Raw genomic sequence first — 23704 nt, 5'->3', positions numbered from 1 at the left:
GATATGATCTGGATCACACTGTCCGTCAGGACAGTGCGAAACCCTTGTAGCCGGCCGCAGCGGCCTCGAGCGTCGCGTCCCGGTAGGCGCCGACGCCGCCGACGTAGGACAGGACCCGACGTGGCTTGCCGGGCACATTCGACCCGACGTACCAGGAGTTGGTCTTGGAGATGAGGTTCGCGTCGGCGAGTTCGTCGTGGTGGGCGACCCAGGCTTCCTCACCCTCGGCAGTCGGCTCGATGACCGTCTTGCCGGTGGCGCGCATGTGCCGGATGGCCTCGCTGATCCACTCGGTCTGCTGTTGCAGGCAGGTCGTCATGTTGCACAGCGCCGCCGACGGCGCCAACGGGACCGCGGTGGTCAGCATGTTCGGGTAGCCGTGCACCATCAGGCCCATCGTCGTGCGGATGTCGCGACTCCAGTCGTCGGCGAGGCTGCGGCCGTCGCGACCACGGATGTCGATGCGGGTGAGCGCACCGGTGCCGGCGTCGAATCCGGTCGCCATGATGATGACGTCGAGCTCGTGCACGGTGCCGTCGGCGAGCTCGATGCCGTTCTCCCGGATGCGGGTGATGGGGTTGTCGCGCACCGGAACCGCGGTCACGTTGTCGCGGTGGTAGACCTCGAGATAGTTGGTCTCCAGCGGCACCCGGTGCGTGCCGAAGCCGTAGTCGCTCGGGATCAGCAGGTCGCACAGCTCCGGGTCGACGAGACGGGCGCGCATCTTCTCCCGGACGAACTCCGAGACCTCTTCGCTGACCTGTTCGTCGGAGAAGATCTCGGCGAACGAGGCGAGCCAGAGCTTCAGCGAACCGTTCTCGTAGTCGTCCTCGAGCCGCGCCCGACGCTGCTCGGGGGTGAGATCCTCCCAGGCGTCGGTGAAGTCGTACTCGAATCCGGTGAACGTGTGCGGCAGGGTGTCCTTCAGTTCACCGAATCGCGACTTGTACCAGGCGACCTCGTCGGGGCCGTAGGACGGATTCTTCATCGGCAGCGCGTACTGCGGGGTGCGGATGAACACCTTCAGCTCGTCGACGTCGGCGGCAATGGACTGGATGACCTGGATTCCGGTCGCGCCGTTGCCGATCACGCCGACGCGCTTGCCCGCGAAGTCGATGCCCTCCTTGGGCCAACGCGCGGTGTGCACGAGCTGACCACCGAAGTCGGACTGTCCGGGGAACAGATCCTTCATCGGCGCCGAGAGCATCCCGCAGCAGGTGATGAGGAACTGCGCGTCGATGGTGTCGCCGTCGGCTGTGGTCAGAGTCCACCGGTTGCGGTCCTCGTCGAAGACGGCGCTGGTGATCTCGGTTTCGAGCGAGATGTCACGGCGCAGGTCGAGCGAGTCGGCGACGTAGTTGAGCCACCGTTCGATCTCCTCCTGCCCGGGGAAACGCTGGCTCCAGCTCCACCCGTTGTAGAGGTCCTCGTCGAACAGATACTGGTAGATGTAGGCCTCCGAATCGAAGCGGGCGCCCGGATAGCGGTTCCAGTACCACGTGCCCCCGACGCCGGACGCCTTGTCATAGGCCCGCACCTCGAGTCCCTGCTCGCGCAGCATGTGCAGCTCGTACAGGCCGGCGACTCCCGTGCCGATCACGGCCGCGTCGAGTGTGGTTGTTGCCATTGTTCCTCCTGATTGTGATGGTGCTCACGTTCGAAGGCCAGTGTCGAGAGTGTCCGGGCACTCCCGGGTGTCCCAAATTGGGACACCATTCCTGACCCACCGGACGGTGTCGTCGCAGTTGAGGGCGTTGCATAATCGGCTTTGTGCGGCAGGTCACAATAGAGGGGGATCAACGAGAGGAGGACGCGCGACGATGACCGATATCCGTGAGCGGCAGCTCCGCATCGCAGCCGCCCGGGCAGATTTTCTCGAGTACGGGCCCGCAGGTGCCGCGGGTGTCGACGACGTGGTCGCGGCATCCTGGGAGCGCAGCCACGATGCCGGCGTCGACGCCGATCGCTACACCGTGGCGTTCTCCTCCGACATCGACTTCGATTCCCGATTGGCCCGCTGCGCGCAACCGGTGATCGAGCGCCTCGCCCGGGACATGTCCGACGTCCCGGTCACCATCGCCCTGACCGACGCCAAGGCACGCATCGTCGACCGGCGCGATTGCTCCACGGCCGTCGGCCGCGTGCTCGACCGCGTCGACTTCCAGCGCGGGTTCTGCTTCGACGAGAGCGGCGTCGGAACCAACGGCGTCGGAACGGTTTTCGAGGTCGGAGCACCCGTCACCGTGGTGGGCAGCGAGCATTTCAACCAGTCGCTCGTACAGTTCGCCTGCGCCGGCGCCCCGGTCTTCGACCCGTTGACCGGACGCGTCGCCGGGGTCCTCGACGCCAGCATGCTCGCCGACACCTGGAATCCCTTGGTGGACGCCCTGATTCGCTCGGCCGCCGCCGACATCGGCCGCAATCTGCTACTCGACCGCAGCCAGGCCAAACGCGCACTGTTCGAGACCTACCTGCGCGCCGACTCCCGTCCTCGCCAAGCGGTGATGGCCGTCGGCAGTGCCACCCCCCAGCTCACCGGGGCCGATACCGTCATGGCCAATGAGCTTGCGCGAGAGATGCTCTCACCTGCCGACCAGGAACGCGTGGTGGAGTTCACCCGCTTCTTGATGTCCCGCCACGATCCCGGTGCCCGTCGGGTCACCCTCGACGACGGGCGCAGCATCCGGTTGCGATCAACCTCCATCACCTACAACGGCGACACCGTGGGCATGGTGTTGTTGCTCGACGAAGACCATGACGTGCCGTCGGGTTCGGTTCGGCTGCAAGCGCTTCGGTCACTGTCGACGCCGATCGCGCGGAGCGAGCCGGCGAGCAGCCCGGCGTGGCAGGCCGCCCGAGCCGAGGCACTTGCCGCCCTCGAATCGGGGACCGGTGTACTGGTCATCGGCGAGCCGGGCTCGGGTCGATTGAGCCTGATCGCCGAGGCCTTCCACGAGGTGTACGGCGACGCCCCGGTGGTCGTGATCGACGCGCAGCGCGTGGAACGGGGCGAGCAGGTCGCCGGACCCGAGAACGCCGTCGACGACTGCGCACTGCTGGTGATCCGACATCTGGACAAGGTCTCGGCCACCACCGTGGACACCGTGACAGACCTGGTGGCTGCCGCGACCGACGCGGGTTACCTTCTCGCGGTCACGATCGAACCTCCCACCGATGAGCATCCGTCGGTGGTCACGCTGCCGGGTATCGGCCAGTCCGTCACCATCCCACCGCTGCGGTTGCGGGGCACCGATCTCAACACCATCGTCGTGCGAGTCGTCAAGGCCCTTGCACCACAACGCAACAGCCGGATCAGCCCGAAGGCGATGCGCATCCTTGCCGCCTATTCGTGGCCCGGCAACATCCCACAACTCCGCGAAGCGCTCGCCGAGGCCCTGCGCAGACGACCCGTCGGCGAGATCCAGCCCGACGACCTGCCCGGGTACTGCCGTGCGAACACCACCCGCGCGCTGACGACCCTCGAGGCCACCGAACGCGACGCGATCATCGCCGCACTCACCGAATGCGACGGCAACAGGGTCCGCGCAGCCGCGTCATTGGGACTCTCGCGCAGCTCGCTGTACCGAAAGATCCACGCGTACGGCATCTCCGGGATGTAAGGCCGAGCACTGCTCCAGTGCCCTGAAAGACACTGTGCCCTGTGCTACTTCAAGGCTTCGAGGAGTTGGGCCTTCGTCATCGACGAATAGCCCTTGATGCCCTTGGTCTTTGCCTGTGCCCGCAGCTCGGCGACCGTCGGGCCGCGACCGGACGACTTGGGTGAAGGCGCCCTGGTCGGCGCTGCCGGCTTCTTGGCTGGTGCAGACTTCTTGGCGGGCGCCGTCGGTGGTTTGGCGGGCGCTGTCGCGGTCGTGGCGGGCGCCGTCGGTGGTTTGGCGGGCGCTGTCGCGGTCGTGGCGGGCGCTGTCGGCGGTTTTGCGGGTGCTGCCGGCTCTGGCTTGTCCGGCTCCGGCTTGTCGCCACCCAGGCCGACGACCTTCAACACCTCGGCGCGCAGTGCCGCCACATCACCTTCGGCGCGGCTGATCCGCTTGCGCGCAGCCTTCTCGACCTTGGCCAGCTCCTTGGTGAGGCGACCGATTTCCGCCTCGAGTCGCTTGATCGCCCGATCCTTCTTACCTGCCCCGTCCTTCTTGCTCACGCCCGCTGTCCTCCCTCGTCAACCAGCTGTTTGGGGACCAGGGTAAGTGGGAAACACCCTCACGGAGTGGACTCACACGCCCGGGACCCGAACTTTCCGGGCATCACGGCCCGCTCCCGTCACCAGCATGGATCACACGAGAGGAGAAGATCATGCCGCAGCAAGAGGATCCCGGCCCGTCGGTCAAGGACGACGAGCTCTACGAAAAGCTCCGCGATGAGGGCAACTCCAAGGAGAAGTCCGCGCGGATCGCCAATGCCGCCGCCAACGAGGGCCGCTCATCGGTGGGCTCCAAGGGCGGTCGCTCCGGCTCGTACGAGGACTGGACCGTCGATGAACTCCGATCGCGCGCCAAGGAACTCGACATCTCCGGATACTCGTCGATGAAGAAGGACGAACTGATCGAGACGCTCCGCGACCACTGAGGCAGCCATCGAGGCGACTCGGGCCCGCGACATTCGAATACAGATTCCACGTGAGCGGCTCACCGACCCCGATAATCGGGGTTTTCGGGCCAACTTTGTGGAATCTGTATTCGTACTCGGCCGGATGTGCCGGTCTCAGGCGTAGATGGACTTGTACACCAGGTAGGCCTCCATCGACTGGGGCCCGAGTTCACGTCCGATGCCGCTGTCCTTGACGCCACCGAACGGCGCGCCCGGATCGGGCATGTACCGGTTGATGCCGATGGTTCCGGTGCGCACCCGCCGCGCCACATCCTTGCCGCGGTCGGGATCGGAGGTCCACACCGAACCACCGAGGCCGTAGTCGGAGTCGTTGGCCAGTCGGATCGCGTCGTCGGTGTCGGAGTAGCGGATCACCGAGAGGACCGGACCGAAGATCTCCTCCTGCGCGATGGTCGAGTGGTTGTCGACGTCGGCGAACAGGGTCGGTTGCACGAACCAGCCTCGGTCGCGTTCGCTGCGACCACCGCCGACCACGACGCGCGCTCCGTCACCCTTGCCCTTCTCGATGTAGCCCTCCACCCGATCGCGATGGGTGCGGCTGGCCATCGGGCCGATCATCGTCGACTCGTCGAGCGCATCGCCGACCGACAAGCTGCTCATGAACGCCGCCAGGGTGTCGACGACCTCGTCATATCGGTTGTCGGGAGCCAGGATTCGGGTTCCGAGGTAGCAGGTCTGGCCGTTGTTGACCAGCAGGCTCTCGAAGAGTCGCTCGCCCATCACCGACAGGTCGAGATTGGCGTCGTCGAGGACGATCGCGGCCGACTTGCCGCCGAGTTCCAGGGTCACCGGTCGCAGCAACTGCCCGCAGGTGGCCGCGATCTGCCGGCCGGCCGCGGTCGACCCGGTGAACGCCACCTTGTCGACGTCGCGGTGCGAGACCAGGTAGGCGCCGGTCTCCCGGCCACCGGGCACCACATTGACGACGCCGTCGGGGATGTCGCTCTCGGCGACGGCCTCGGCGAACAAGAAGGCGTCGAGCACCGTTTCCGGTGACGGTTTGAGCACGATCGCGCAGCCGGCGGCCAGCGCCGGACCGTACTTGAACGCGGCGAGTGCCTGCGGATAGTTCCACGGGACGATCGCCCCGACCACACCGACCGGTTCCCGACGCACCAGCGTCGTTCCACCGAAGAGGTGATCCTGCTCGACCTCGAAGGTGAACCCGCGGGCCAGCCCCGCGTAGTAGCGCAGCAGGGTCAGTGGCACGCCGGTCTCGAGCTGACTCGAGATGGCGATCGGCATGCCGTTCTGCGCCGAGACCCGGCGGGCCATCTCCTCGCCTTTGGTCTCGAGGATGTCGGCGAGTTGTTCCATCGCATCGGCCCGGCGCGACGGTTCCCATCGTGCCCAGCCCTGCGGATCGTCGAACGCCGCTCGCGCTGCGGCGACCGCGGCGTCCACATCGGCCTCGACCGCGGCCGGCACCACACCGATCTGTTCCTCGGTGCTCGACGACACGACCTCGATCTGTTCACCCGATGCCGGGGCTACCCACTGTCCGCCGATGAAGAGTTTGTCGTAGGTGATCATTCACGCCTCTTGAGATGTCCCAGCACTCACTTCCCTGTGCTGCGGGTCACAAACCAGTGTGCCGTAGCCGCCGAGCGGCGACACCCGCTTCTGCAGCACATCGGCATGAGCTTTCACTGAGTGAAAGTCTGATGTGGCGGCTGTGACAGCGCCCTCTCTACCGTGTGCTCAACCAGAGGAGTCACATGTCCGCCTTCACCAGCACCACCCGCACGCAGGTCGCGATCGTCGGCGGCGGCCCGGCCGGCCTGATGCTCTCGCACCTGCTGCATCGGGCCGGAATCGAGAGCACCGTCCTCGACACCAGGACCTACGAGCAGATCGAGACCACCCATCGCGCCGGAATCCTGGAGCGGGACAGCGTCCGGTTGCTCGTCGAATCCGGGGTCGGCGACCGCGTCCTCACCGACGGCCACGAGCACCAGGGCATCGACCTGCGCTTCGACGGCGTCAGCCATCGCGTCGACTTCCAGAAACTCGTCGGCGCCTCGTGCTGGCTCTACCCGCAGACCGACGTGTTCATCGATCTACACGCGGCACGGGTTCGTGACGGCGGCGACCTCCGCTACGGCATCGCCGACACAGCGGTCACCGACCACCGCGACGACCCTCGTGTGGCTTACACCGATACCGATGGGCGTCACGAGATCAGGGCCGACCTCGTCGTCGGCGCCGATGGCTCGCGCAGCATCTGTCGCGACCTCGTCGCCGACCCACAGCGATTATTCCGCGAGTACCCGTTCGCCTGGTTCGGCATCCTCACCGAGGCTCCGCGTAGCGCACCCGAATTGATCTACACCCGCTCCCCGTTCGGCTTCGCACTGATCAGTCAGCGCACGGAGTCGGTGCAGCGCATGTACTTCCAGTGCGACCCGGCCGAGAATCCCGACGACTGGTCCGACGACCGGATCTGGGCCGAACTGCAGCGCCGACTGGCAGGACCGGACGATTTCTCGTTGCAGGAGGGCCCGATCATCGACAAGAGCGTGCTGCCGTTCCGCAGCTTCGTGCAGACCCCGATGCGCGACGGAAAGCTACTCCTCGCCGGCGATGCGGCACATACGGTTCCGCCGACCGGCGCCAAAGGGCTCAACCTCGCCCTAACCGACGTCCGGGTGTTGGCCGAGACCATCGAACGAACCCTGCTCGCGGACGACGAGACGGCACTGGACTCCTACACCGAGCGGGCGCTCGCCCGCGTCTGGAAGGCTCAGCACTTCTCGTACTGGATGACGACGATGCTGCACAAGGCTTCCGACGCATCGGACTTCGACGAGCGCCGCCAACTCGGCGAACTCGAAACCCTGACCGCCTCCGGGGCCGGATCGGCCTATCTCGCCGAGGGATACACCGGCTGGCCCTCGATTTGATCCGGAGGGTGTCCGATGCCCCCCCCGATGACCCCCCGATGGTCGAGAAGCCATCCCTCCCCGATGGCCCTTCCCCCGATGATCGAGCAGCCCTTTCTTCCCGATGGTCGAGGAGCCCCGCGCGAGCGTAGCGAGCCGGAGCGTCTCGAGACCACCGCAAGCCGACGCTGGAATTTCGCAACTCCGGAACCAGCAGCAACACAACAGGTCTCGAGGCTCCGTCGCTAGCGCTCCTCCACACCTCGACCACCGTGTGATACGGCACCGCCGCTCACGGGAGATGACCCAGCGATGGTTAACCACCGTGTAGAGAACCACCCACCCGGGAGGGCGCCCCGAGCGAGCGCCCGATCCCTTGCGCGGCAACCTGTAACGCGGCGACGATCCGCGGTAGTCGGCCGCTGATCGATGGCACCACCATGCCGAGGGCGGCGACCACTCCGTCCGGACCGCGCACCGGGACGGCCACCGAGCAGGCGCCGAGCGTCATCTCCTCGACGGTTGTCGCGTAGCCCTCGACGTGAACGCGGCGCAGCTGGTCGTCGAGGAGCTTCGGGTTCACGATGGTGTGCGCAGTGATGCGCGTGAGCGAGGCCATCACCTCCTCGCGAATATCGTTGGGGGCGTATGCGAGTAACACCTTCCCGACGCCGGTGGCGGCCAACGGGAGCCGCCCGCCGACCCGGCTGACGACCGGCACCGACTCCTTTCCGGAGATGCGATCGAGATACAGCGCGGCGGTACCCTCCCGGATGGCCAGATGCACGGTCGCCGTGGTCGCGGCGTAGAGGTCGTGGAGAAAGGGTTCGGCGACCTCCCGAATCCCCGACTGGATCGGCGCGAGAAGTCCGAGATCCCACAGGCGTCTGCCGATCACGTACCGGCCGTCGGGTCGGCGCACCAGCGCACCCCACCGTTCGAGCTCGCCCGCGAGACGATGCGCGGTCGGCAGCGGAAGACCAGCGTGCACGGCCATTTCGGACAGCGAGAGCACCCGATGAGTGGAATCGAATGTGCCGAGTAACGCGAGCGTGCGCGCCGCCACCGACGCGCCCGGCGTCGAGGTGTTACCGGCCATCGATGGTCACGGCGCCAGAGCGGAGCGCCGTCGTTTCGCCGGTGACCGCCGGCCGCGGCCGGACCATCAGAGTTCCCGCAGGTAACAGAGCATCCGGTAGTCCTCACCGGGCTCGATGTTGGTGAACCCGTGCCGCTCGTAGAAGCGTCGGGTGTCGGTGTCGATCTCGTCGACGTTGATGAGCATCTCGATCGCGTCGCGGTCCAGCACCTCGTCGACGGCCCGGGTGAGCAGGGCGGTGCCGATGCCCCCGTCCCGGAGCGCGGGCACGACGTACAACTCCTCCAACTGCGCGAGCGGCCCGTCGCCGTACGGGGTCGGGCGGAGCGTCAGGTAGGCGAATCCGGTGGGCTCCCCGTCGGACTCGGCCAGCACGACGAGCACGTCGTCACGGGCGAGCAGGCGGGTGAAGCGGCCGGCGAACTCGTCGGCGCTTGGGGTCGGACTATCGAACTCGGTGTTGAAGTCGAACAGCAGCCGACCGACGACCGCCGCATCGGCCGGGCCGGCCAGGCGGACGAGGCGGCCCGGGACGGTCATGACACTCACGGCAGCAGACCGGAGCGCCGCGCGATCACCACTGCCTCCAATCGGCTTGTGGCACCGAGCTTTCGCATCGCGTCCTTCACATAGCCCTTGGCGGTCTGGACGCCGATGCCCAGTGAGTCGGCGATTCGTGCGTTGGGATAGCCGAGCGCGGCCAGCGCCAGTACGTCCTGCTCGCGGCGGGTCAACGCCGCCGACTCGTGGTCGGGTGTGGCGTCGAGTAGGCCGTCGGTGATGCGGCCGATCGCGGCGGCGACCTCGGCGTCGTCGACCGAGCGCGCGAGGTCACGCAGTTGTGCATATGCCTCGGTCAACCGAACGCGCAGCGCGTCGGCCTCGGGTTGGGCCGCCGCGGTCTCGACGGATGTCCGGGCGGCGACGATCTGCTGTTCGAGGGTGCGAGCCTCCACGGCGAGGGCGTCGAGTGCGCGGTCGCCGAGCGGATCGTCGGTGCGCAAGGCGCCGTAGATCACCGCCACCGGTGTCCGGTCGACGATCACGGGTGCCGCGGCCATCGCCCGCAGGCCCTCCGTCGCGATGACCGCGTTGTAGCGGTGGGTGATCCGCGGCGTCTTCAGATAGTCGTCGACGACCATCGGCCGGTTGGTGGCCACCACCTTGCCGCCGAGTCCGTGCCCGATGTCGACGGCAACACCGTTGAGCGCACCGACGGTGTGACCGACGAAGTGACTCAGGCGCAGGCCGCGCCCGCTCTGCACGACACCACCGAAGGCAAGTGAGACACCGCTGGCCCGGCGCAATCGGCGCAGCGCGTCGGTGACCGGCGCCGCGAGTGATTCGGGCATCTCGGTCACCTCCTCCGGTCCTGTGCTCCCCCTCTTCGGGGGGTGGCACGCAGTGTCGGTCGCGGCAGACAATCCATGCGACTGTGATTCAGCTTACTCATGAGGCCCAGGTGAGACCATGACCCAGACCGCTCCCGCGCATCCCTCCGTCGAGGCCGAGGTGGCAGCGTTGCTGGCCGAGTTCGGCGCGGACGACGCGAATGCCGCGACCCTGCTCGTCGACCGGCACGACCCGGATGCCGTCGCGTTCGTGACGGTCGGCACCAGCGGCGACGCCCTCGTCACCACCCGCATCACCTACGGCGACCTGGCCGCGCAGTCGCGGAAGTTCGCGACCGCCCTGGCCGGGCTCGGCGTCGAGCGCGGTTCACGGGTCGGTGTGTTGATGGGCAAGCGCGTCGAGCTGGTGGTCACGTTGCTGGCACTCGCCCGCCTCGGCGCGGTCTACATCCCGCTGTTCACCGCGTTCGCGACACCGGCGATCGAGATGCGGCTACGTGGAGGCGACGCCGGCGTCGTGGTGACCGAGGCCAGTCAGGTCGGCAAACTCGACGGAATCGACGGTTTGACCACGGTGGTCGCCGGCGCCGAGAGCCTGGCGGAAAGCGGTTCGGGAACCTACGATTTCGACACCCTGCTCGCCGCGAGTGCGCCCTGGGAGGATTCGGTGGCCGTCGGCGGTGCCGGGCACCTGATCCTGTTGTTCACCAGCGGAACCACGGGGGCGCCCAAGGGGGTTCCGGTTCCGGTGCGCGCACTGGCGGCGATGGTCACGTACATGCATTTTGGTCTCGACGTGACCGACGACGACGTGTTCTGGAATGCCGCCGACCCGGGCTGGGCCTACGGCCTGTATTACGGCATCCTCGGTCCGCTGGCCACCGGACGCCCGAACATCTTGCTGCAAGCCGGTTTCACGCCGGAGCTGACCGCTCGCATTCTCGGCGAGCTGGGCGTCACCAACTTCGCTGCTGCCCCGACGGTGTATCGCGCGCTGAGCAAGAGCGGTGCGATCGAGGGCTTTTCGCTGCGGCATGCGTCGTCGGCGGGTGAGCCTCTCACACCTGATGTGATCGCTTGGGCGACAGACGCATTGGGCACCGAGGTGCGTGACCACTACGGCCAGACCGAGCACGGCATGTTCATCAACAACCATTGGGCCCCGGAAGTGCGGCGACCGCTGATCCCCGGATCGATGGGCCAGCCGATGCCCGGTTTCGCCACCGGCATCGTCGACGGACAGGTCGCGATCGACGTATCGGCCAGTCCGGCACTGTGGTTCACCGGCTACCTCGACGATCCGGAGAAGACCGCGGCCCGATTCACCGAGGACGGGCGCTGGTACCTGACCGGCGACACGGGCCGGGTCGACGAGAACGGCAACTACTTCTTCAGCGCTCGGGACGACGACGTGATCATCATGGCCGGCTACCGGATCGGACCATTCGACGTCGAGAGCGTGCTGATCACCCATCCGTCGGTGATCGACGTCGCCGTCGTCGGCCGGCCGGACGAGCTGCGTGGTGAGGTCCTCGAGGCCTTCGTCGTGCTCGCCGACGGTGTGGTCGGCGACGACGCCCTGGAGGCCGAGCTGCAGCAGCTGGTCAAGACGGGTTTCGCCGCGCATGCCTATCCGCGCAGCGTGCATTTCGTCGACGCGCTGCCCAAGACACCGAGCGGCAAGATCCAGCGGTTCGTCCTGCGGCAGACGTAGTCACCGGCCACCGCGCGCCAAGCGCCGCACCGACTCGGGGATCTCGGTGCCCGTCGCGGGAATCGGGTCGTCGTAGACGGTGCGGACGGGCACGACGCCGGTCCAGTTGTCGGTGTCGACACCGGGACCTCCGCCGCGGGCCTTGGCAATCCACTGACCGTCGACGATCGGCATCCGCAGGGCGATCGTCGCGGCACGCTCCTTGCCGGTGATCGGCGGCGTCTCGCCGACGCGGCCCGGGATCAGCTTGTCCGACAAGGCTTCCAATGCGGCCAGGTCGTCGTCGGCGCGTTCGGGGATTCCGCGCACCACCGCGGACCGATAGTTCGCGGAATGGTCGAAGAGACTGTCGGCCACCACGATGGCGTCGAGGACGAACACGGTGAACGTCGACGGCACACCCTCGGCCACATGACGCAATGCGCCTGCGGCGATCGATCCGTGCATGAGGATGTCGTCGCCGTCGCGGGCGAAGAGCAACGGCACCGACCACGGCCACCCATCGACGACGGTCGAGAGGGTTCCGACGAGGACCGAGTCGAGGACGTCGTCGAGCAACGCGCGGTCGCCACCGCGAGTCGGCTTGCGGCGCAGAGTCGACAGTTCGGCGGGTTCATCGGAGTACGAGGAGGGCTCGGGCATGAGGGCATGGTGCGCGTCGCGCGGCTTCCCGGCAACAGATTTCCCTTCCCGAGAAAATGCGGACCGGACCTGTCCGCATTGGTTCGTAGTTTCGGTGGTGGCCGCGAACCACTCCGAAAGGCACCATCATGGCCGGCACCTACACCTCCGTCACCCTCACCGTCGACGTCACCGGCGAGAAGGCCGACGTCTTGACCCTGTTGGAGGATCAGCGAGCGATGTTCCTGGTGACCTTGCGCGATCTCGACGACGAGCAGGCCCGCCGCCGCAGCACCGTGAGCGAGTTGACGCTCGGCGGTCTCCTCAAGCACCTGACGATGGTGCAGCGCGAGCACACCCAGACCATCCTCGACCGCGACCCGAACTCCGAGATCCACATGGAGAACCTCGAGCACGGATACGAGCTCACCGACGGCGAGACGCTCGAGGAGTGGCTCACCGCCTACCGGGATGCCGCACTCGCCTACGACGCGGTGATCGCCGAGGTCGGTTCGCTCGACGAACTGATCCCCCAGGCGACCGCGCCGTGGCAACCCGAGCGGGAGTGGTGGACGGTACGCAAGATGGCCCTGCACATGTTGCGCGAGACCGCCCATCACAGTGGTCACGCCGACATCATCCGCGAGGCTCTCGACGGCCGGACGACGATGGCCGCGCTGTTCGATTTCGGCGACCAGGCCTGAGGGCGAGACGGTATCGGTCCGTGTTCATCGCGACGAATCGGACGTCTGTTACGTCGGTGTAGTCCGTTCGGGTGGATTTCTCGATCAGCCGACCTAATCCACCCGAACGCGGTTGCCCCTGCTCAGAGCCGCTCACAATACTTGTGGCTCGAGGAACACACCACCACCGATCCGTGCGGCGAACCTCGCCGGGCACGGGCGTACGTAGGAGACCGAGCAGATGTCGTACTACCCACCGGGGCCACCCACGTATCCGTCGATGCCGTTCGGCGCCGTGCCGCCCGAACCGCAACCGCGTAATCGCCGCAATCTCACGTTGATCCTCGCCGCGATCGTCGCGGTGCTCGCGCTCGTGTTCGCCTCGGTCGTGGTGATCGTGCTGAAGAACAAGAAGGGCGAGTTCCACATCCCCTTCCTGTCGCTGACGTCCGCGGACGCACCGGGTGATGCGCCGTTCATGGCGCAGCCGAACCTGACCAACAAGCCGCTCGACAACGGTCTGCGCCTGAGCGCGCAGACCGGCGCGCCGAATCAGGGCACGCGACTGGTCAGCGGCACCACGCCGGGCCTTTACGTCGGTGGGTCCACCAGCTGCGATCCGGCCGGTCTGGGGAACTTCCTCGCGCAACACCCCTCCCAGGCGGCGGCGTGGGCGAGTGTCTACGGGATCAGCACGCAGGCCATACCCTACTACCTCGACACCCTGACGCCGGTGATCCTCTCGGCCGACACCTGGGTGACCAACTACAGCTACACCGGCGGTTCGGCGGTGCCGTTCCAGGATGTGCTGCAGGCCGGCACCTCGGTTCTCGTCGACAGCGCCGGCGTTCCCCGGGTGCGCTGCCAGTGCGGTAATCCGCTCGGGCCGGCCGCCTCAGCCCCCATCGGCGGGTACCGGATCCGCGGGACCCATTGGCAGGGTTATCAGGTCAACTACATCACCCGCGTCGCCTACAACACGCAGAACGTCACCGTCGTCAACAACACCACGACCGTGATCAATCAGGCTCCGGCCCAGGCGAATACGCCGGCCGCCGGTGCTGCCGCGCTGTTGACGCTGCTCAATCCCGATACCCGTCAGCTCTTCGATCGCACGGTCGGCGGGTTGCTGGATCTGTCGGGTCAGCCGCCGCTGACCGAGGCGCTGCCGACGCCAGCATCACTCAACGTACCGCTGGCCGCGCGCAGCGACGAGGCTGCGACACAGAACGGGCTCGCCCGGGCAGGCGAGACGGCTGCCGCGCCGGAGGTCACGCAGATGGCCGAATCCAATGGCAACACACCGCCGACCGAGGGCCAGACCACCGAAGCCGCGTCGGGCACCGAATCGGGAACCGACACCTCGACCGCAGACCCGACATCGAGCGAGGAGACCTCGGCGTCGAGCAGCACCACGACGTCGTCCGACACCAGTTCGAGCGCGAGCAGCTCGTCGGCGGCGGCACCCTCGCCCACCGTCTTCAGCGGTAGCGGTGATTCCATCGGCAGCTTCAGCTTCACCGAGAACAATCAGTCGGTGACGTGCCAGGCGCCATCGCAGGAGACCACCGGCTCGGTCTCGCTCACCTGTAGCGACGGGTTGTCGCGGACGGTGTACCAGAGTTCGCTGTCGCAATCGTCGGTCACCTCGGCCACCGACTCGACCGGAATCTGGCGATTGTCCTTGGGCAGTAGCTCGGTGCCGATCACCTCGGCCACGTGGCAGACGTTGATCGCGACCACCACCGAAACGACCACGGTGGAGACCCCGACGACGACGGAGACCACAGAGGTTCCGACGACGACCGAGGAAACCACCACGGAAACATCGGAAGAAGCCACCGAGACACCGACGACAACTCCGGCGGGCTGACCCCCGTGCGCCGGGCCTTGAGACCACCCGCACCGAAACCAGCACCACCGCAGCCGGTCTCGAGGCCCGTCGCCAACGCTCCTCACACCTCGACCACCGACCCGGGAACCCCCCATCACCGGTCTGCCCCCCCCGATCTGGGGCAACCACGACGCGGTCGCCTCCCCCCGATGGTCGAGGTGCACGGCGCCCCAGGCGCCGGGCCTCGAGACCACCCGCACCGATCAGGGGACGCCCCTTCACCGGGCTGAACCACCGATCAGGGGAAGCCGCGCCTCCGGGCTGAACCACCGATCTGGGATCTGGGGACGCCGTGTCACCGGTCTAAACCACCGACCCGGGGCACCCTCCGACGACGACCTCCACCAGCCGGGCATCGGCGTCGATCACCAGGTGATCGGCGGCGTATCCGGGGAGTAGATCCCCGACGTCGTCGAGCCCGATCGCGCGGGCCGGTGTGCGCGAACACATCTCGACGGCGGCGATCACTGCCTCGCGGGTGATGGGGCCACCGTCGGACAGCCCGTGCGCGGCGCGGCGGAACAGCAGGTCCATGGTGGCGGTGCTGCCGGCGATCGCGCCGGTCTCCCTGACGCGGGCCACACCGTCGGTCACGTCAACGTCGAGCACTCCGAGACGATAAGAGCCGTCCGACATTCCCGCCGCCGACATGGCGTCGGTGACCAGCGCGATCCGCCGCGGACCGGCGACCCGTTCGACGTAGGACGCGAGGTCACGATGTACATGCACTCCGTCACCGACGAGCTCGACGGTGACGCGGTCGTCGCCCAGGAGGGCGAGTACCGGTCCGGGTTCGCGATGTCGTAGCGGCCGCATGGCATTGAACAGGTGGGTGCCCACGCGCGCGCCGGCGTCGATCGCGGCGCGGGTCTGCTCGTAGGTTGCCTCGGTATGTCCCACCGCGGCAACGACTCCCGCGTCGGCAATGCACCGAATGGCATCGAGTCCCCCGTCGAGTTCGGGGGCGATGGTGACCATGCGGACGGCACCACCCCCGGCGCGCAACAGCGCCGCGACCTCCTCCGGGTCCGGATCGCGCAGCGTCCTGGGATCGTGTGCACCGCACCGTGCGTGCGAGAGCCACGGCCCTTCGAGGTGGATGCCGGCGATCACTCCGGCCTCAACTTGCTCGCGCAGTGCTGCGACCTGATCTAGCAGCGCCGACGGCGACGCGCTCACCAGACTGGCGAGAGTGGTTGTGGTGCCATGTGTTCGGTGAAAAGCCGCCGCCGCGACGATCTCCTCGGTGACACCATCGGTGTAGCCGGTGCCACCACCGCCGTGCACGTGCATGTCGACAAACCCGGGAATGACGGTGGCGTCCGGGAATTCGCGGTCGGGCGGGGTCGGCGGCGCACCCTCCCCGACGGCGACGATCCGGCTGTCGTACATGGTGAACCAGCCGGGCTCCAGCGCTCGCCCGCCGCTGATGACGCGGCCGGCGGCGACGGTGATGACAGTCATCTGCGGTGTCCCCTACAGCGTCTCGGTGACCTTGCGCAGACCGCGAGGAGTGTCCGGGTCGCCGCCGCGGGCGATGGCGAGGTGCAGGGCGAGCTGCTGGAACGGGATGATCTCAAGCAACGGCGACAACGCATCCGGGGCTCCGGTCGGCAACACGAAGCCACCGGTCAGCCCGGACACATACTCGGCGGCCCCGACCCCGAAGACGTCGGCGTCGCGCTCGGCGAGCCGCTCCAACACCGGCTGCATCGCCGCGCCACCGGCACCCTCGGGAACCACCGCGAGCACCGGTACCTGCGGGTCGACGGTGGCCAGCGGTCCGTGCAACAGGTCGGCGCCGGAGAACGCCTGCGCCGACAGGTAGGAAGTCTCCATCAGTTTCAGCGCCGCCTCGCGAGCCGTCGGATACGAATAGCCGCGGCCGGTCGTCACGAGCCGCTGCGCAAACCGATACCGCTGCGCCACCTCTCGCACCCGATCCTCGCCGTCGAGGACCCTCTCCCCCAGATCGGGTAGCGCCGACGCAGCAGCAGCACCGTCACGGCCGAGGATCGACTCCGAGAGCAGATACAGCGCAAGCAGTTCCGCAGTGTAGGACTTGGTGGCGGCCACCGACCGTTCGGCTCCGGCATGGACCTGCAGGTCGAACTCCGCGGCGTCGGCCAGCGGTGACGCCGCGGCGTTGGTGATCGCCACCGTGAGCGCTCCCTGCTCCCGGGCCACCTGTACCGACTGCACCAGATCGGGTGACCCGCCGGACTGGCTGACCGCGATGTAGAGCACGTCGCGCAGGTCCGGGCGGGCACCGTAGACCGTCATCGTCGACGGTGAGACCAGCCCGGCGGGCAGTCCGTGGCGGATCTCGATGAGATACTTGCCGTAGAGCGCGGCATGGTCGCTGGTGCCGCGTGCAACGAACTGGACGAATCGTGGTCGACGCGCGGCGATCCGAGCAGCAACATCTCGAATCTCGGCATGCCCGTCGCGCAACAGATTTCGCCAGACGTCGGGTTGTTCGGCGATCTCGGCGGCCATCAGGTGTCCGGGTCGGTCGGTGAGGACGGTGTTCATGGTTCTCCTTCGAGAAGTCTCGGCCGGTGGGCCGGTCAGTGGGTCAGTGGGTCAGTGGGCGTCGACGAGGGATGCGGCCAGGCGCACCGCGCCGTGGACCGGGTCGACCTCGAGTACGCGGATGTCGGTGATACCCCTCGGAGCGATGAGCTCGCGAATCCGGTTCTGTAACAAGGGCTGATGGACCACCTGGCCGCCGGCGAGGACCACCGGTCCGGTCGATCCGAGCATCTGGGCGACCGTGCCGACGAGTTCGGCCAGTGCGTGGGCCGCGGCCTCCACGATCTCCAGGGCACGCTCGTCGGCCACCGCGGCGCGCTCGAACACGACATGGGCACGGCGCGCCCAATATTGGCGGTCGGCACGTGTGTAGAACAGGTCATGCAGGTCGAGTACCTCGCCGACCCCGCATTCCTCCGCCAGGCGCAGCGACAACGGTGCCGGGGCCAGCCCCTGATCGTTGTCGTGCAAGGCGCGCCGAACCACCTCGCGCGCAACCCAATAGCCGCTGCCCTCGTCGCCGAGCAGGTGTCCCCACCCGCCGGCCCGACGCGAACACCCGTCACGCCGACCCCAGGCGACCGCACCGGTGCCGGAGATCACCGCGATGCCCTCATCGAGGCCCGCGGCGGCGAGGATCAGGTGGGTGTCATGGACGACCCCGACCCGTGCTCCCGGAACACGCTGGGCCAAAAGGTTTTCCAGACGTTCGATACTCGCCGGGGTGTCGACACCGGCCGATCCGGCCAGCACCGTGTGCACACCGTCGGGACCACCGAGCTTCTCGATCGCGGCGTCGAGTTGACGTCCGGCCTCCTCCACCCCCATGGAGGAGACATTGGCGCTGCCGACGATGGTCTCGGCGACGACGGTGCCGTTCTCGGCGCGCACCGCGTGGGTCTTCGATCCGCCGATGTCGAAGGCGAGGGTGACACTGGGGTTCGCGCCTGATGGGTCGGTGACGATACTCATCGGACAACCTTGGTCTGTCGGGGCGACGCGTCGGCGATCGCTTCGGGCCACCGGCCACCGCTGCGCCAATAGTGTTGGATGTCTTCGAGCTTACGGCCCTTGGTCTCGGGCGCCAGGAAGAAGACGAACACCAGACCGACCAGCGCGAATCCGCCGAAGACCGCGAAGGTGCCCGCGCCGCCGATGACGTTGATCAGCGAGAGCGTGAACGCGGCGACGATGGCGTTGGCCACCAGGTCCGAGGTCAGCATGAGCGACGATCCGTTGGCGCGCAGCCGCGCCGGGAACGCCTCGCCGGCGTACACCCAGACCAGCGCGCCGAAGCCGAAGGAGAATCCCATGGTGAACAGGACCAGGCCCGCGAATCCCAACACGTGCGCGGTGGTACCGGCGCCGTGTAGTGGGCCGTAGGTCACGATCAGCACGACCGTCGCGATCACCATGGCGCCGATCCCGCCCAGCAGGATCGGGCGTCGGCCCAACCGGTCGACGGTGAACAGCGAGATCAGCACGGCGGCCAGACCGGCGATCTGCACGAAGGCCGGCAGCATCAAGGTGCCGAAGTCACCGGAGAAACCCATGTCCTCGAACAGCTTCGGGCTGTAGTAGACGACGGCGTTGATGCCAGTGATCTGGATGAGGAAGCCCAGTCCGACGACGAAGACGGTCGCGCGAATCCACGGCCGGCGGAACATCTCCCCGAGCGAGCCGCCGGATTCCTCGGTGAGTGCCTGCCGCATCTCCTCGATCTCGGTGTCGATGTCGGCGTCGGGTTCGATGTTGCGCAGCGTCGCCCGGGCCTCGTCGAGCCTTCCCTTGGAGACGTACCAGCGTGGGGTGTCGGGCATGACGGCGACCAGGGCGGTCACCGCGAGCGCTGGGATCGCGGCGATGCCGAGCATCCAGCGCCAGGCGCCGTGGCCGGCGAGGAAGTACCCGACCACATAGCCGCCGATGATGCCGACGATGGTCGCGACCTGATAGGCCACCAGCATCGCTCCGCGCGAACGTGGCGGGGCGGATTCGGCGACGAAGACCGGTACCACCACGATCGACACACCGACGGTCACGCCGAGCAGCAACCGTGCCGCGAGGAGGACGGTGTGCGTCGGCGACAGCGCGCTGAACAGCGCGAACAAGCAGTAGGTGGCCGCGACGAGGACCATCGAGCGCTTACGGCCGAGGCGGTTGGCCAGCCAGCCGGCTCCGATGGCGCCCACGATCTCCCCGATCACGACCGCTGTCGCGAGCGCCTGCTTGCCGGCATCGCCGAGGCCGAAGTCGGCGCCGATGAACTTCAGGGCCGCGCCGATGTTGCTGCTGTCGTAGCCGTAGATCACGCCGATGCTGGCGGCGGCGATACCCACCATCAGTCCGGACGTGCCTCGTGTCCCGACCGGTGGTCGGGTTGCCGGGTGGGTCGTCATCGGGGTACCTCCGCGAGGTCTGGATTGGTGTATACCAATGTGTTGGCGGTCTCAGATTGGCATATACCAATCTGGTTCGTCAATGGGTACGCTCGCATTCATGCCGACGCCTCCTGCGACAACACGCAACCGCGGACCGCGGTACTTCCAGGTCAAGGTTGCGCTCCAACAGCGCATCGGCGACCTGGAACCGGGAATGTCGTTACCGCCCGAACGCAAGCTCGCCACCGAGCTCGGTACCTCGCGCACGACCCTGCGCCGGGCGTTGGCCGAGCTCACCGCCGAGGGCGTGCTCAGCAGTACTCAGGGCAGCGGAAACTTCGTCACGCCACCGAAATTGGTGCACGTGCGCCAGCTGACGTCGTTCAGCGACGACCTCGGCGCGCAGGGTCGCACCGTGGATTCGGAGATACTCGACGCCGGCCACGCCCCGGCCGACGCCGACCTCGCCGCGCGACTGGAGATCCCGACGGGCACCCCCATCCATCGGCTCACCCGTCTGCGCATCGTCAACGATGAACCACTGGCGCTCGAAACCGCGCACATCCCAGGCGAATTCGACAACTTCGCGCACGACGTCGCCGTGAACGGCTCGCTGTATGCGACGCTGCGGGCCCGCGGGATCGTCATCTGCGACGTCGAGGACAGCGTGCAGACCGCACTCGCCGTCCCAGATCAGGCGGCTCACCTGCGGGTCGCCACCGGGACCCCATTGCTCCAGATCGAGAGAACCTCACGCGACGCGGACGGGACCTGCGTCGAGTGGACCCGCTCCTACTACCGAGGCGACCGCGTGCGGTTCGTCGCACGCGGTCGCCTCGGCGGGTGATGCGGGTGGTGATAAGCGCCGATCAGGCGCTCGCCGACTCCAATTGCGCATCGGCGCCGGACTGCACCGGCAGTGTCCGCGTGAATTCGAGGTTCGGGTCGGCGACGTCGGAATCGAAGGACTTACGATCCCGGTAGTAGCTCATCGACATCGTCCACGGTTCTGCCACACCCTGTTTCGGCAGGTTGTCGAGCGACCGCTGCACGTAGCCGGCCCCGAAGTCGAGCAGCGGACGGGTCTGCATGCCGGGGTCGGCGATCGGGCGCACGGCGGGATACCCGCGGGCATCCATGTAGGCGAGCAGCCGGCAGAAGTGCTCGCACAGCAGGCCCACCTTGAGGGTCCACGACGAGTTGGTGTAGCCGATGGCGAGCGCGAAATTCGGTACGCCACTGAGCATGAACCCGCGGTAGGCGACGGTGTCGGGCATCGAGACGGGCACGCCGTCGATGCTCAGCTCCACGCCCCCGAACAGCTGCAGATTCAATCCGGTGGCGGTGACGATGACGTCGGCCTCGAGTTCCTCACCGCTTTCTAGCAGGATGCCGTTCTCGGTGAAGGTTGCGATGCGGTCGGTGACCACCGACGCCTTGCCCTGCCGAATGGTGCGGAACAGGTCGCCGTCGGGCACCGCACACAACCGCTGATCCCACGGGTTGTAGGGCGGGTTGAAGTGTTTGTCGACGTCGAAGCCCTCGGGCAGCAGCTTCTTGTTGATCGCACGGATCACCTTGCGCGACGCCTTCGGGAAACGCTGGCAGGCTTCGTACAGAACACGTTGTTGCGCAATGTTCTTCGCGCGTGCGAGCGCGTAACCACGCTTGTCGCCGAGGACGGCGCGGCCGATGTTGGCAACCGGATCGTGCTTGGGCAGCGGGACGATGTAGGTCGGGGTGCGCTGCAGCATGGTGATGTGACCTGCGGTCTTGGCCATCGCGGGCAGCAATGTCACCGCGGTGGCGCCGGAGCCGATCACCACGACCTTCTTGCCCGAGTAGTCGAGGTCGGCGGGCCAGTGCTGCGGATGGATGATCTGCCCGCGGAATCGCTCGCGCCCCTCGAACTGCGGGGTGAAGCCCTCGTCGTAGTTGTAGTAGCCGGCGCCGGAGAACAGCCAGTTGGCCTTCATCTGGAACCGCTCGCCGGTGTCGGTGCGCTCGATGTCGACCGTCCACAGGCATTCCTGCGACGACCACTGCGCCGCGTGCACCTTGTGCCGGTAGCGGATCTTGTCGCCGATGTTGTCCTCGTCGATCGCCTCGTAGAGGTAGTCGAGGATGCGCTCGGCGTCGGCGATGGACTGCTTGTCGGTCCACGGCTTGAACTCGAACCCGAAGGTGTGCAGATCGGAGTCCGAGCGGATGCCGGGGTACTTGAACAGATTCCACGTGCCGCCCGCCACGTCGCGACCCTCGAGGATCACGAAGGACTTCTGCGGCACCATCGTCGTCAGATAGTGGGCAGCACCGATGCCGGAGATCCCGGCACCGACGATGAGCACGTCGACGGTCTCGACGGGGGTGGTGGTCTGGGGCACGGTCTCTCCTCGGGGCTGGGCCTCGCCGGTGTCGGGGCGTGGCTGCGACGCTCGCTCCAATATGACACTCAGCATTGTCACGATCCAGAATGCCCCCGTCCAGCCGATCTCGCCAGTGACATTGTGCCCATGATGAGCGCGGGCCACGGTGCACAATGTGCACATGGACGTTGAGTGGCCCCAGGTGTCGACGCGCACGAAGGATCTGATCCGTACCGGCGCGCAGCTCATCCTCGATCCGCCGGAGCCGTGGGTCGAACAGCTCCACGAGGCGTCGCTGTCCGGGGCCCGGATGCGTGCGGTCGCCGAGGACCCGGTGCTGGCGGCGGGCACGCGCCGCACGAACTGGGCCAACACCTTACGCTGGGCGCTGCACAACATCGACTCGCCCGGGGAGCGGGTACCCGCGCAGCTGACTCCCGAGATCATGCTCGCCACCCACGACCTGGTACGTCGCGGACTCGACGAGGCTTCGCTCGACGCCTTCCGCACCGCGCAGAGCGTCGCGTGGCGCCTGTGGATGGACATCTGCTTCGGTCTCACCACCGACCCCGCCGAACTCCGCGAACTCCTCGACGTGACCTCACTGTCGATCTCGACGTTCATCGACGACACGGTCACTGCGATGAGCGAGCAGATGCGCGCCGAACGCGAAGAACTCGCGCGCGGCACACATGCCCGCCGCCGCGAGGCCGTCACCCTCGTTCTCGAAGGCGCCCCGATCCCGTCGGCGCGCGCCGAGGCGCAACTCGGTTATCGCCTCGCCGGGCCGCACATCTCCGTCGTGTTGTGGAGCGCGACGCCCGACGCCGCACCGGATCTCGAGGCCGCAGCCGACATCCTCGCCCGATCCGCGGAGGCCACCACGCGACTGACGGTCACCGCCAGCGCCACCTCCTGGTGGTTGTGGCTCCCGGTCGACGGGCTCGGCGCACCCGACCTGTCGTCGCTGCCCGGCGTCCGGGTCTCCGCCGGCCGACCGGGCACCGACGTCGACGGATTCCGATCCAGCCACTTCCAGGCGATGACCACCCAACGGCGCCATGCCCGGCTGGGTGCGACACGGCAGATCGTCCACTACGACGACATCCGCCTGGTGTCGCTGTTGACCTCCGACACCGCAGCCGGCGACGAATTCGTCACCGACACCCTCGGCGCACTCGCCGACGCGGACGCCGACCTCATCGAGACGCTACGCACCTGGATCAGGCTGCAGTGCAACACCTCTCGCACGGCAGAAGTACTCTACACCCACCGCAACACCGTGATTCGCCGTCTCGACCGCGCCGACGACCTACTCCCCCGACCGCTCGCCGATACCGTCGTCGACGTGGCCGCCGCCCTCGAAGTCCTGCGCTGGCGGGAGTGACGGCGTCGGATGCGTTTCGGCGTCGGCGGGCGGCGAGCCGTTCCCGATGGTCGAGGTGCGAGCCGCGTGCGGCGAGCCTCGAGACCCCCAGCCGCACAGCTGGTTCCGAATCACAAGCGAAACAACCACCCAGCCCGAACCGCACCCGTGCTACAAACAGA

At 67.4% G+C, this 23704-nt stretch carries 20 protein-coding genes; 8 read left to right on the top strand and 12 right to left on the bottom strand.

Features of this window, described 5'->3' with window-relative positions:
* Nucleotides 1-25: 25 nt before the first annotated feature.
* Nucleotides 26-1627: a flavin-containing monooxygenase gene (locus tag J6U32_RS03510; protein WP_208793567.1), complete on the bottom strand. Its 1602-nt coding sequence runs from the start codon at nucleotides 1625-1627 to the stop codon at nucleotides 26-28.
* Between the two features lie 193 nt (nucleotides 1628-1820).
* Here J6U32_RS03510 and J6U32_RS03505 point away from each other — a divergent pair, with 193 nt between their 5' ends.
* Nucleotides 1821-3620 (top strand): sigma-54-dependent Fis family transcriptional regulator, encoded by a 1800-nt coding sequence (locus J6U32_RS03505; protein WP_208793566.1) that lies wholly within the window; start codon nucleotides 1821-1823, stop codon nucleotides 3618-3620.
* Nucleotides 3621-3664: 44 nt separating this feature from the next.
* Here the strand turns inward: J6U32_RS03505 and J6U32_RS03500 are convergent, their stop codons facing one another.
* Nucleotides 3665-4162: a Rho termination factor N-terminal domain-containing protein gene (locus tag J6U32_RS03500; protein ID WP_208793565.1), complete on the bottom strand. Its 498-nt coding sequence runs from the start codon at nucleotides 4160-4162 to the stop codon at nucleotides 3665-3667.
* 152 nt (nucleotides 4163-4314) lie between these two features.
* Between J6U32_RS03500 and J6U32_RS03495 the strand changes: the two genes are divergently transcribed.
* The gene (locus J6U32_RS03495; protein WP_006369065.1) at nucleotides 4315-4587 is read left to right on the top strand and encodes a DUF7218 family protein; all 273 of its coding nucleotides are present in this window, start codon (nucleotides 4315-4317) and stop codon (nucleotides 4585-4587) included.
* Between the two features lie 135 nt (nucleotides 4588-4722).
* Here the strand turns inward: J6U32_RS03495 and J6U32_RS03490 are convergent, their stop codons facing one another.
* Nucleotides 4723-6162, bottom strand: coding sequence for an aldehyde dehydrogenase (locus J6U32_RS03490; protein WP_208793564.1), 1440 nt, complete (start codon nucleotides 6160-6162; stop codon nucleotides 4723-4725).
* A 185-nt stretch (nucleotides 6163-6347) separates the two neighbouring features.
* On the opposite strand from J6U32_RS03490, the gene J6U32_RS03485 reads away from it, so the two are divergent.
* Nucleotides 6348-7532, top strand: a complete 1185-nt coding sequence (locus J6U32_RS03485; RefSeq protein ID WP_208793563.1) for a 4-hydroxybenzoate 3-monooxygenase — start codon at nucleotides 6348-6350, stop codon at nucleotides 7530-7532.
* Between the two features lie 295 nt (nucleotides 7533-7827).
* Here J6U32_RS03485 and J6U32_RS03480 read toward each other — a convergent pair whose 3' ends face one another.
* The 3 genes from J6U32_RS03480 to J6U32_RS03470 form a co-directional block, all read right to left on the bottom strand.
* Nucleotides 7828-8610, bottom strand: a complete 783-nt coding sequence (locus tag J6U32_RS03480; RefSeq protein ID WP_208793562.1) for an IclR family transcriptional regulator — start codon at nucleotides 8608-8610, stop codon at nucleotides 7828-7830.
* Nucleotides 8611-8676: 66 nt separating this feature from the next.
* Complete coding sequence (locus J6U32_RS03475; protein WP_208793561.1) at nucleotides 8677-9150, bottom strand: GNAT family N-acetyltransferase; 474 nt, start codon at nucleotides 9148-9150, stop codon at nucleotides 8677-8679.
* Nucleotides 9151-9155: 5 nt separating this feature from the next.
* Entirely contained in the window at nucleotides 9156-9962 is an 807-nt protein-coding gene (locus tag J6U32_RS03470; protein ID WP_208793560.1) for a LuxR C-terminal-related transcriptional regulator, read from the bottom strand.
* A gap of 118 nt (nucleotides 9963-10080) precedes the next feature.
* On the opposite strand from J6U32_RS03470, the gene J6U32_RS03465 reads away from it, so the two are divergent.
* Complete coding sequence (locus J6U32_RS03465; RefSeq protein WP_208793559.1) at nucleotides 10081-11676, top strand: AMP-binding protein; 1596 nt, start codon at nucleotides 10081-10083, stop codon at nucleotides 11674-11676.
* Here the strand turns inward: J6U32_RS03465 and J6U32_RS03460 are convergent, their stop codons facing one another.
* Nucleotides 11677-12318, bottom strand: a complete 642-nt coding sequence (locus J6U32_RS03460; protein ID WP_208793558.1) for a pyridoxamine 5'-phosphate oxidase family protein — start codon at nucleotides 12316-12318, stop codon at nucleotides 11677-11679.
* Between the two features lie 128 nt (nucleotides 12319-12446).
* Here J6U32_RS03460 and J6U32_RS03455 point away from each other — a divergent pair, with 128 nt between their 5' ends.
* On the top strand, nucleotides 12447-13001 hold the full coding sequence (locus J6U32_RS03455) for a DinB family protein (protein ID WP_208793557.1): 555 nt from the start codon (nucleotides 12447-12449) through the stop codon (nucleotides 12999-13001).
* A 220-nt stretch (nucleotides 13002-13221) separates the two neighbouring features.
* Entirely contained in the window at nucleotides 13222-14853 is a 1632-nt protein-coding gene (locus tag J6U32_RS03450) for a DUF6777 domain-containing protein (RefSeq protein WP_208793556.1), read from the top strand.
* A gap of 324 nt (nucleotides 14854-15177) precedes the next feature.
* Here the strand turns inward: J6U32_RS03450 and nagA are convergent, their stop codons facing one another.
* The 4 genes from nagA to J6U32_RS03430 all read right to left on the bottom strand — a co-directional run bounded on the left by nagA (nucleotide 15178) and on the right by J6U32_RS03430 (nucleotide 19808).
* Nucleotides 15178-16338, bottom strand: coding sequence for an N-acetylglucosamine-6-phosphate deacetylase (nagA, locus tag J6U32_RS03445; protein WP_208793555.1), 1161 nt, complete (start codon nucleotides 16336-16338; stop codon nucleotides 15178-15180).
* Between the two features lie 12 nt (nucleotides 16339-16350).
* Complete coding sequence (locus J6U32_RS03440; protein ID WP_208795933.1) at nucleotides 16351-17373, bottom strand: SIS domain-containing protein; 1023 nt, start codon at nucleotides 17371-17373, stop codon at nucleotides 16351-16353.
* An 87-nt stretch (nucleotides 17374-17460) separates the two neighbouring features.
* A complete protein-coding gene (locus J6U32_RS03435; RefSeq protein ID WP_208793554.1) occupies nucleotides 17461-18381 on the bottom strand; it encodes an N-acetylglucosamine kinase in 921 nt (306 codons plus the stop codon).
* Nucleotides 18378-19808, bottom strand: a complete 1431-nt coding sequence (locus J6U32_RS03430; protein WP_208793553.1) for a sugar porter family MFS transporter — start codon at nucleotides 19806-19808, stop codon at nucleotides 18378-18380. Before J6U32_RS03430 ends, J6U32_RS03435 begins: the two co-directional genes overlap by 4 nt.
* A gap of 82 nt (nucleotides 19809-19890) precedes the next feature.
* Here J6U32_RS03430 and J6U32_RS03425 point away from each other — a divergent pair, with 82 nt between their 5' ends.
* Complete coding sequence (locus tag J6U32_RS03425) at nucleotides 19891-20637, top strand: GntR family transcriptional regulator (protein ID WP_208793552.1); 747 nt, start codon at nucleotides 19891-19893, stop codon at nucleotides 20635-20637.
* Nucleotides 20638-20659: 22 nt separating this feature from the next.
* Here J6U32_RS03425 and J6U32_RS03420 read toward each other — a convergent pair whose 3' ends face one another.
* Complete coding sequence (locus J6U32_RS03420) at nucleotides 20660-22174, bottom strand: flavin-containing monooxygenase (RefSeq protein ID WP_208793551.1); 1515 nt, start codon at nucleotides 22172-22174, stop codon at nucleotides 20660-20662.
* 148 nt (nucleotides 22175-22322) lie between these two features.
* Between J6U32_RS03420 and J6U32_RS03415 the strand changes: the two genes are divergently transcribed.
* Nucleotides 22323-23543: a PucR family transcriptional regulator gene (locus J6U32_RS03415; protein WP_208793550.1), complete on the top strand. Its 1221-nt coding sequence runs from the start codon at nucleotides 22323-22325 to the stop codon at nucleotides 23541-23543.
* The last annotated feature ends 161 nt before the right edge of the window (nucleotides 23544-23704 follow it).

The sequence above is a fragment of the Gordonia polyisoprenivorans genome (genome assembly GCF_017654315.1).
Taxonomy (GTDB): domain Bacteria; phylum Actinomycetota; class Actinomycetes; order Mycobacteriales; family Mycobacteriaceae; genus Gordonia; species Gordonia polyisoprenivorans_A.
The sequence above is the reverse complement of the archived record's forward strand: the minus strand, read 5'-3'. Positions and strand labels throughout refer to the sequence as shown.

Excerpts from the sequence above, each read along its gene's own strand:
- nagA (WP_208793555.1), bottom strand. The coding sequence starts at position 16,338 with ATGACTGTCATCACCGTCGCCGCCGGCCGCGTCATCAGCGGCGGGCGA.
- J6U32_RS03475 (WP_208793561.1), bottom strand. The coding sequence starts at position 9,150 with ATGACCGTCCCGGGCCGCCTCGTCCGCCTGGCCGGCCCGGCCGATGCG.
- J6U32_RS03450 (WP_208793556.1), top strand. The coding sequence starts at position 13,222 with ATGTCGTACTACCCACCGGGGCCACCCACGTATCCGTCGATGCCGTTC.
- J6U32_RS03435 (WP_208793554.1), bottom strand. The coding sequence starts at position 18,381 with ATGAGTATCGTCACCGACCCATCAGGCGCGAACCCCAGTGTCACCCTC.
- J6U32_RS03505 (WP_208793566.1), top strand. The coding sequence starts at position 1,821 with ATGACCGATATCCGTGAGCGGCAGCTCCGCATCGCAGCCGCCCGGGCA.
- J6U32_RS03510 (WP_208793567.1), bottom strand. The coding sequence starts at position 1,627 with ATGGCAACAACCACACTCGACGCGGCCGTGATCGGCACGGGAGTCGCC.
- J6U32_RS03465 (WP_208793559.1), top strand. The coding sequence starts at position 10,081 with ATGACCCAGACCGCTCCCGCGCATCCCTCCGTCGAGGCCGAGGTGGCA.
- J6U32_RS03455 (WP_208793557.1), top strand. The coding sequence starts at position 12,447 with ATGGCCGGCACCTACACCTCCGTCACCCTCACCGTCGACGTCACCGGC.
- J6U32_RS03460 (WP_208793558.1), bottom strand. The coding sequence starts at position 12,318 with ATGCCCGAGCCCTCCTCGTACTCCGATGAACCCGCCGAACTGTCGACT.
- J6U32_RS03485 (WP_208793563.1), top strand. The coding sequence starts at position 6,348 with ATGTCCGCCTTCACCAGCACCACCCGCACGCAGGTCGCGATCGTCGGC.
- J6U32_RS03430 (WP_208793553.1), bottom strand. The coding sequence starts at position 19,808 with ATGACGACCCACCCGGCAACCCGACCACCGGTCGGGACACGAGGCACG.
- J6U32_RS03470 (WP_208793560.1), bottom strand. The coding sequence starts at position 9,962 with ATGCCCGAATCACTCGCGGCGCCGGTCACCGACGCGCTGCGCCGATTG.
- J6U32_RS03480 (WP_208793562.1), bottom strand. The coding sequence starts at position 8,610 with ATGGCCGGTAACACCTCGACGCCGGGCGCGTCGGTGGCGGCGCGCACG.
- J6U32_RS03425 (WP_208793552.1), top strand. The coding sequence starts at position 19,891 with ATGGGTACGCTCGCATTCATGCCGACGCCTCCTGCGACAACACGCAAC.
- J6U32_RS03440 (WP_208795933.1), bottom strand. The coding sequence starts at position 17,373 with ATGGCCGCCGAGATCGCCGAACAACCCGACGTCTGGCGAAATCTGTTG.
- J6U32_RS03490 (WP_208793564.1), bottom strand. The coding sequence starts at position 6,162 with ATGATCACCTACGACAAACTCTTCATCGGCGGACAGTGGGTAGCCCCG.
- J6U32_RS03495 (WP_006369065.1), top strand. The coding sequence starts at position 4,315 with ATGCCGCAGCAAGAGGATCCCGGCCCGTCGGTCAAGGACGACGAGCTC.